The organism is Citrobacter sp. L55, from assembly GCF_002850715.1.
Taxonomy (GTDB): Bacteria; Pseudomonadota; Gammaproteobacteria; order Enterobacterales; family Enterobacteriaceae; genus Citrobacter; species Citrobacter braakii.
On record NZ_KZ559438.1, the window covers coordinates 1 to 5,949 of the forward strand.

General features: G+C 48.2%; 7 protein-coding genes and 3 pseudogenes. 2 read left to right on the plus strand and 8 right to left on the minus strand.

All coding sequences use genetic code 11. The annotated features are described in order from the left end of the window. Positions 1 to 20: 20 nt before the first annotated feature. From B9P82_RS29250 to B9P82_RS27710, 7 genes and pseudogenes are all read right to left on the minus strand, one after another. Complete coding sequence (locus B9P82_RS29250; RefSeq protein WP_246842187.1) at positions 21 to 425, minus strand: hypothetical protein; 405 nt, start codon at positions 423 to 425, stop codon at positions 21 to 23. Between the two features lie 62 nt (positions 426 to 487). Further along, complete coding sequence (locus B9P82_RS27680) at positions 488 to 1,555, minus strand: phage N-6-adenine-methyltransferase (protein WP_246842188.1); 1,068 nt, start codon at positions 1,553 to 1,555, stop codon at positions 488 to 490. Further along, positions 1,552 to 2,560 (minus strand): annotated as a pseudogene (locus B9P82_RS27690) (conserved phage C-terminal domain-containing protein). The gene B9P82_RS27680 and the pseudogene B9P82_RS27690 overlap by 4 nt, the downstream one beginning before the upstream one ends. Then, positions 2,550 to 2,729: a DUF4222 domain-containing protein gene (locus B9P82_RS27695; protein WP_003034732.1), complete on the minus strand. Its 180-nt coding sequence runs from the start codon at positions 2,727 to 2,729 to the stop codon at positions 2,550 to 2,552. The pseudogene B9P82_RS27690 and the gene B9P82_RS27695 overlap by 11 nt, the downstream one beginning before the upstream one ends. 172 nt (positions 2,730 to 2,901) lie before the next feature. Then, positions 2,902 to 3,066 (minus strand): annotated as a pseudogene (locus tag B9P82_RS27700) (DNA-binding protein); the annotation flags it as partial. Between the two features lie 28 nt (positions 3,067 to 3,094). Further along, a complete protein-coding gene (locus B9P82_RS27705; RefSeq protein WP_101701437.1) occupies positions 3,095 to 3,646 on the minus strand; it encodes a YmfL family putative regulatory protein in 552 nt (183 codons plus the stop codon). 28 nt (positions 3,647 to 3,674) lie between these two features. Continuing rightward, the gene (locus tag B9P82_RS27710; protein ID WP_044702968.1) at positions 3,675 to 3,917 is read right to left on the minus strand and encodes a transcriptional regulator; all 243 of its coding nucleotides are present in this window, start codon (positions 3,915 to 3,917) and stop codon (positions 3,675 to 3,677) included. A gap of 136 nt (positions 3,918 to 4,053) precedes the next feature. On the opposite strand from B9P82_RS27710, the gene B9P82_RS27715 reads away from it, so the two are divergent. After that, the gene (locus B9P82_RS27715) at positions 4,054 to 4,740 is read left to right on the plus strand and encodes an XRE family transcriptional regulator (protein ID WP_101701438.1); all 687 of its coding nucleotides are present in this window, start codon (positions 4,054 to 4,056) and stop codon (positions 4,738 to 4,740) included. On the opposite strand, the gene B9P82_RS27720 is transcribed toward B9P82_RS27715, so the two are convergent. Next, positions 4,732 to 5,613 (minus strand): BRCT domain-containing protein, encoded by an 882-nt coding sequence (locus tag B9P82_RS27720; RefSeq protein ID WP_048220745.1) that lies wholly within the window; start codon positions 5,611 to 5,613, stop codon positions 4,732 to 4,734. The two genes, B9P82_RS27715 and B9P82_RS27720, sit on opposite strands and share 9 nt — an antisense overlap. Before the next feature lie 209 nt (positions 5,614 to 5,822). On the opposite strand from B9P82_RS27720, the pseudogene B9P82_RS29590 reads away from it, so the two are divergent. Continuing rightward, a pseudogene (locus B9P82_RS29590) lies at positions 5,823 to 5,949 on the plus strand (hypothetical protein); the annotation flags it as partial.

The following is a 5,949-nucleotide window of genomic DNA, read 5'->3' on the forward strand; positions in this document are numbered from 1 at the left end:
CAAAGTTATCAACGATAATCTCACGCATGGGTTACCCCCTGCATGCTGCCGACAAGACCACGCGCAATTGTGATAATTTCGCTGGTGGCCGTTCGTTCCAGCCAGAGTTGATTGATGTTGGCTTTCAGCTTGTTCTGCTGTGATTCATCCAGCATGTCAGCGCCATCAACCTGGTCGAATACAATTCCAACCTCCAACGGCCAGATACGGGACTCGGGAAGCGGATCCGCCACTGGTTTAGCTTTCTCACGGATGTGCATGCGGATGTGGCGAATATTGGACCAACTGGAAACATACAGGCTTCCCATAGCTGCAATGAAATCAGCACTGTTCATGCCATATTCACCGGATGCCTCAAGGGCAACAGTGCGAATACGTTCCGACACATCCAGGCGCGCAGCAGCGTCATCGAATTGAATCGACAACAGCCACTCATCCACACCGAACAAAATGCTCTCACGAATAAGCAGCTTCGCTTTGTCGATCGTTAATGGTGATACCTGAGTGAATTCCGGTGCTTCGACAGAATCCGCCGCCCAGGTATGCCCAAACTTCGATTCACTGAATGTGTATTCTTCTTTATCGCCGAACGCAGCTCTAACACATGCCCACGCTTCGACACCGCTGATATCAAAAATATCTTTCTGGGTGAGTGGCAACTCTGTTTCTGGCTTACCNGCAGCTTCGCTTTGTCGATCGTTAATGGTGATACCTGAGTGAATTCCGGTGCTTCGACAGAATCCGCCGCCCAGGTATGCCCAAACTTCGATTCACTGAATGTGTATTCTTCTTTATCGCCGAACGCAGCTCTAACACATGCCCACGCTTCGACACCGCTGATATCAAAAATATCTTTCTGGGTGAGTGGCAACTCTGTTTCTGGCTTACCAGCTACTGTTGGTGTGGCCGTTGCTGGTTGAGGTTTGCTGGTGGCAAATTGTGCCAAAGCCATAAACGCACGACCTTTTGCCTCCAGTTTTGTGCGGTTGATATAGCTGAACCGCTCACCACGCCATGACTTATCGAAGACAGCTATAGCACCGGCAAAAAACGCGCTGGTGGGTTTCTGTTTTTCGTCAGCAGGTACAAACCACACAGGCAGATCGAACCCAATGCGCCCGCGAATGAATACAATGTGATCGGCATCTTCCGGCCACCACGTTTCACTCGGCGCGGCTTTTATCAGGAATACATTGCGACCGCCCTTCTCGCGCTGGGCTGCTGCGTATTTCATGATGTGCGTCATACCAGTGATCGCCTGTTTCTCGTGATACTGCGAACGGCTATACGGTGGGTTGCCATAGCCAGCGCCACCCAGTTCTGCCAGACGTTCAGACCAGTCCTGCGTCAGCGCGTTATCTTCTGCGGTGTACCATGCCGGGCACTTCGCGTTGTCGTCGTCAGCAAACAAGTCCAGAACTAATGGACCAAATAGCGCGTTGATCCCCCAAAAAAGCAGATCCGGCGTCCGCCACTGATCGCCAACTTCTTTCAGTTCGTGGGCTGGTTTGCTACGTAGTGCCGCCAGCGCCTGGCAATATTTGTTTAACGTCATCCTCTGAACCCCTCTGGAATCGTTGTTTCAACCGGACCAAAAGCCATCACATCGCGCTTTTTCGCGCCCCAGTCAGCGCGTTTAGGCCGTCCCTTCTGCTCCCAGCGGGTAGCGCTTTGCAGATAGCTCTCGAATTTCTTCGGGCCGAACAGCGTTTCCGGGCGCATGTACTGGTACTGCTCGTCGTTCTCGTGCCAGTGCTCATGCTTCAGGTCGATAACAAGTTGCAGGTCTGCAACGCTGTATCCCTCACGCAGTCGGGCACGGATGTTCTCCAGGGATGTTTTTGATTTCTGATACCGGGATCCGCTGNCGCATGTACTGGTACTGCTCGTCGTTCTCGTGCCAGTGCTCATGCTTCAGGTCGATAACAAGTTGCAGGTCTGCAACGCTGTATCCCTCACGCAGTCGGGCACGGATGTTCTCCAGGGATGTTTTTGATTTCTGATACCGGGATCCGCTGGTCTGGTTCAAATGGGTCAGAACCAGAATCGCCTGGTCAGTAATCACGACTTCAGGGTCTGGTTGCGCCGCAACCGGACAAGAGGGTTTTGAAGTTACTTGTGGATCTTGTTTTGATTTTACTGACGGATCCCCGCCAGATTCTGACGGGTCAAAACCGCCGTTTTTGACGGATTTCGACGGGTCAGTTTTTGAGGCGTCAAATTTTGATGCGTCAGATTTTGACGTGTCAGAATCTGACAGTTGAGAAAATGCGGCAGCCTGAAGTTTCGCCACATTCAGGCGGTACACGTTCGACGCATTACGGTTACCATTACGGCGCTGTGTACGCGTGAGCCAGCCATCTTTTTCAAGCTTTGCGATTGCCGTTCTGATCGTGCTCGGCCCTGCGCCAAGCTGGCGAGCAATAGTTTCAATGGACGGCCAGCACACGCCCTCATCGCTGCTGAAATCAGCGAGGCGTGCCATGATCGCGACACTAGACAATTTCATGCCCGACGCCGCGCAACCATCCCATACGTAGCCGGTTAATTTAGTGCTCATGATCGTCCGTTATCTCCCTGAACTTTTGCCTGAAATGCTCAAGTGGGCTAAAGCATTCGTGCGGGTAGCCATCACGCAGATAGATAACGCGCTGTGTTTCTGGCTCCCAGCGGATAACACGGACTGGCACTCCGCGGTGGTCTTTGAACCTTCGGTTAAGTTCGCGCACAGGCGTTTTGCCCTCCGGTTGTAGACCCCCACAATTGAAACCGCCCTACTGTGGTTACACGGAACCCAGCGGTTTGATAATCTGCGTTCATACCGAAACAACGGAGTACCCGAAACCGGGATCATCCTTAGTTGCGGTAGACGGTTAAAAGCCGTTAAACTGTTCATGCGGATTATTTCTCCATACTCGAAGAGTTGTTCGCCAAGGCGCCCGGAGCTGCACACTCGCGGGCGTCACTCTTTTCTGGCGCGCAGAAAACACGGAATAGCAGCGTCAAATGCTCCTGCCACTTAGCCATTACCTGATAACTGTTCTCTTCAATCTGCTCACGTTCTGCCGGATCAATAACCCCGTCNTCATGCGGATTATTTCTCCATACTCGAAGAGTTGTTCGCCAAGGCGCCCGGAGCTGCACACTCGCGGGCGTCACTCTTTTCTGGCGCGCAGAAAACACGGAATAGCAGCGTCAAATGCTCCTGCCACTTAGCCATTACCTGATAACTGTTCTCTTCAATCTGCTCACGTTCTGCCGGATCAATAACCCCGTCAGCGGTTGCCTTACGCAGGTACTGCGAGTGTTTACCAATCCATTCGATGGACTCCATCAGGCGCTGGTTGATATCGGCGTTATCCAGATCATCAACATCTGCCAGTGGTACAAATACGCCCTGAGAATGGCGCGCAACGGCATCAGCGATATGAGTTGAACCACCAGCACGTTGTAAAACCATTGCCCAGCCCAGTGGGAAGATCTGGTCACCATCAACGCGAAGGCGGTTAAACAATGCGTTCTCTGTCACGCCCAACCATTCCGCTGCCTCGGCATAACCACCCGGTAGATCGGTGATCGTTTTTTTTATCGCCGCCACCAGCCATGCTGGCTGACGTTCGACTTTCCAAATAGGCTCGTTACCCACGGCTTACCCCTTAGTTCTGTGGTTACAATTACGCTGCTGAATCTTTAATCTTTTGAAAAATATCAGGACGTAATTTCTCTCTTGAAACTCCGGTGACCTTTTCAATTAGCGCTGATAGTTTTGCTGGTGGTTTTTTCTCTCTGTTCAGCCAGTTCCAGACCTGCTGTTGTTTCACTAATCGCCCAGAACTAGCGGTAAGCTTGCGCGCTAACTCTGATTGGCCACCAGCCAGAGCGATTGCCTCTGAAAGGGCTAACTGCTCGGGAGTCATAGCTTTCTCCTGTATCAATACATAAAAGTTGTTGCCGATAGAGATTATACAACCTTAACAACTTTTATCACAACTTTTAGGTGTTGGAAAGCTAAAACATAAAGTTGTAATCTCACCATAAATAAGGGGGGAAGTTGTGAACACACTGGCGGAAAGACTGAAAATTGCGAGAGAAAAAAAAGGGTTAAGCCAAGCTCAACTCGCTGAATACATAGGTGTTTCTCAACAATCCGTAGCAAAAATAGAAAACGGAGATACATTGCAACCGCGAAAGATAAAAGAAATCGCAAATGTATTAGGCGTTAGCCAAAAGTGGTTGCAACTAGGCATTGAGGAAAATGCTTCACTTTCTGATTTTGTGGTTGGAGAGGCTGAAAGTGCCAGTTTAGACCCTGCCATTTTCGCTGACATACCAGTACTAGATGTTGAGTTATCAGCAGGAAATGGGTGTGAAGCCGAAATTGTGGAGTCTGTAATTGACTGGTTTCCTATCCGAAGAATGGATTTAAGGAAAGCTGGAGTTAGCGCTACAAATGCTAGGATCGTAAAAATTTGGGGGAACAGCTTATTGCCAGTTCTCAATAACGGCGATCATGTTGCTGTTGATATAGCACAGACAAATCCTATCCGAGATGGCGATTTATACGCTGTTAGAGATGGGGTCCTGCTAAGGGTCAAAGTGCTAATAAACCAACCTGATGGTGGTTTAATTATAAGAAGTTTCAACAAAGATGAGTATCCAGATGAAATACTCACCTTCAATGAACGCCGCGCAAGAATTCATGTTATCGGCAGAGTGTTCTGGTCATCACGTTCATGGTAATACGCTAAATAGCATTTCCTCTGAGATAATTTTTAGCTTTGCACCATTATCGTCGCGATAGCTAACAGCTTTCTCTATCTTTCTCCCATGGCTGGAAAATTTCCAGTCTCTGGATGATAGGGTTCCGACAACAAGGAAGTCCAGTTTTTGGGTAATTCCATTACTTATTTTTCCCCCTGCACTTTTGATCCGTTCCTCTACCACAGCTCGTTTACCTGCCATAAAGGTACCCGTTAAACAGTAGGTTTTGTCCGCAAGATCAACGAGTGCATCATTATCAATCGGTAGCCTCGTCGCCAATCCATCAACAACCCCGCTGTCTAGATCGCATCCAGTAAAGTCAACAAGTGCTTTATGTAGAGTTTCGCTTTCCTCTGGAGTTATTACCCCATCGTTAAGGATATCTTTTATTAGAATGTACAAATCCTTCCCTGGGTAGTTACTCTTAAGTGCCCCATTTTGGGTTAACCACCAATCGAGATATCTAATTTCATCTTCCGTCAAGGTCCTATCCGAGATCAGCCCTTTACACAATCCATTAAGAAGATGTAGATCCATTTCAGCAGAGTAAAAATCAATTCCAGGAATATCTAAAATTTCTCTTTGGATTTTTGTCAGACTGTTTTTGAGTTCTTTTCTTTCTTCCTCTGTAATGACACCATCAGCTAAGATATCTGAGACCCTCGCCGATAGACTCTTAATAACGCCATTTCTTATAATTTGATTTGCTTCAAGTAGCCATGTGTCAAGGTAAAGAACTTCCTCATCTCTTACCACCCCATCAGCAACAATACCATCAATGATACTGATTAGGTTCGCAAACAACTTATCTCTATTGTGTGTGTAATTAAATACGTAAAGCTTGTCTTCCATACAGCCTCCTCTTTTTTATACATCCTTGCATTCATCTCATCTTCAATCAAACCACATAAAGTTGTTGACATTGTGCATCACCACAACTAAATTACAACTTAAAGGTGTTACACAACAACGAACAGGCAGAACGCCCACGAAGTAGCCGCCGGTGGCATATGAATAACCGGATGATTCGCTAACACATAAAAATTGCAAAGGAGTTCACGGTGGACGCAAACGAACTGAAGCACATCATTGCTCTACTGCTGGAGGATGCTAAGCGAGTTCAACAGCTCGAGCCAAATTCCGGGACTGAATCGCGCATTCAGCTTGCGCAAAAAGCATTAAAAGAGG

What these genes read in the sequence shown, in the direction of transcription:
- B9P82_RS27710 (WP_044702968.1), bottom strand. Translation starts at nt 3,917, where the DNA reads ATGACTCCCGAGCAGTTAGCCCTTTCAGAGGCAATCGCTCTGGCTGGT.
- B9P82_RS27720 (WP_048220745.1), bottom strand. Translation starts at nt 5,613, where the DNA reads ATGGAAGACAAGCTTTACGTATTTAATTACACACACAATAGAGATAAG.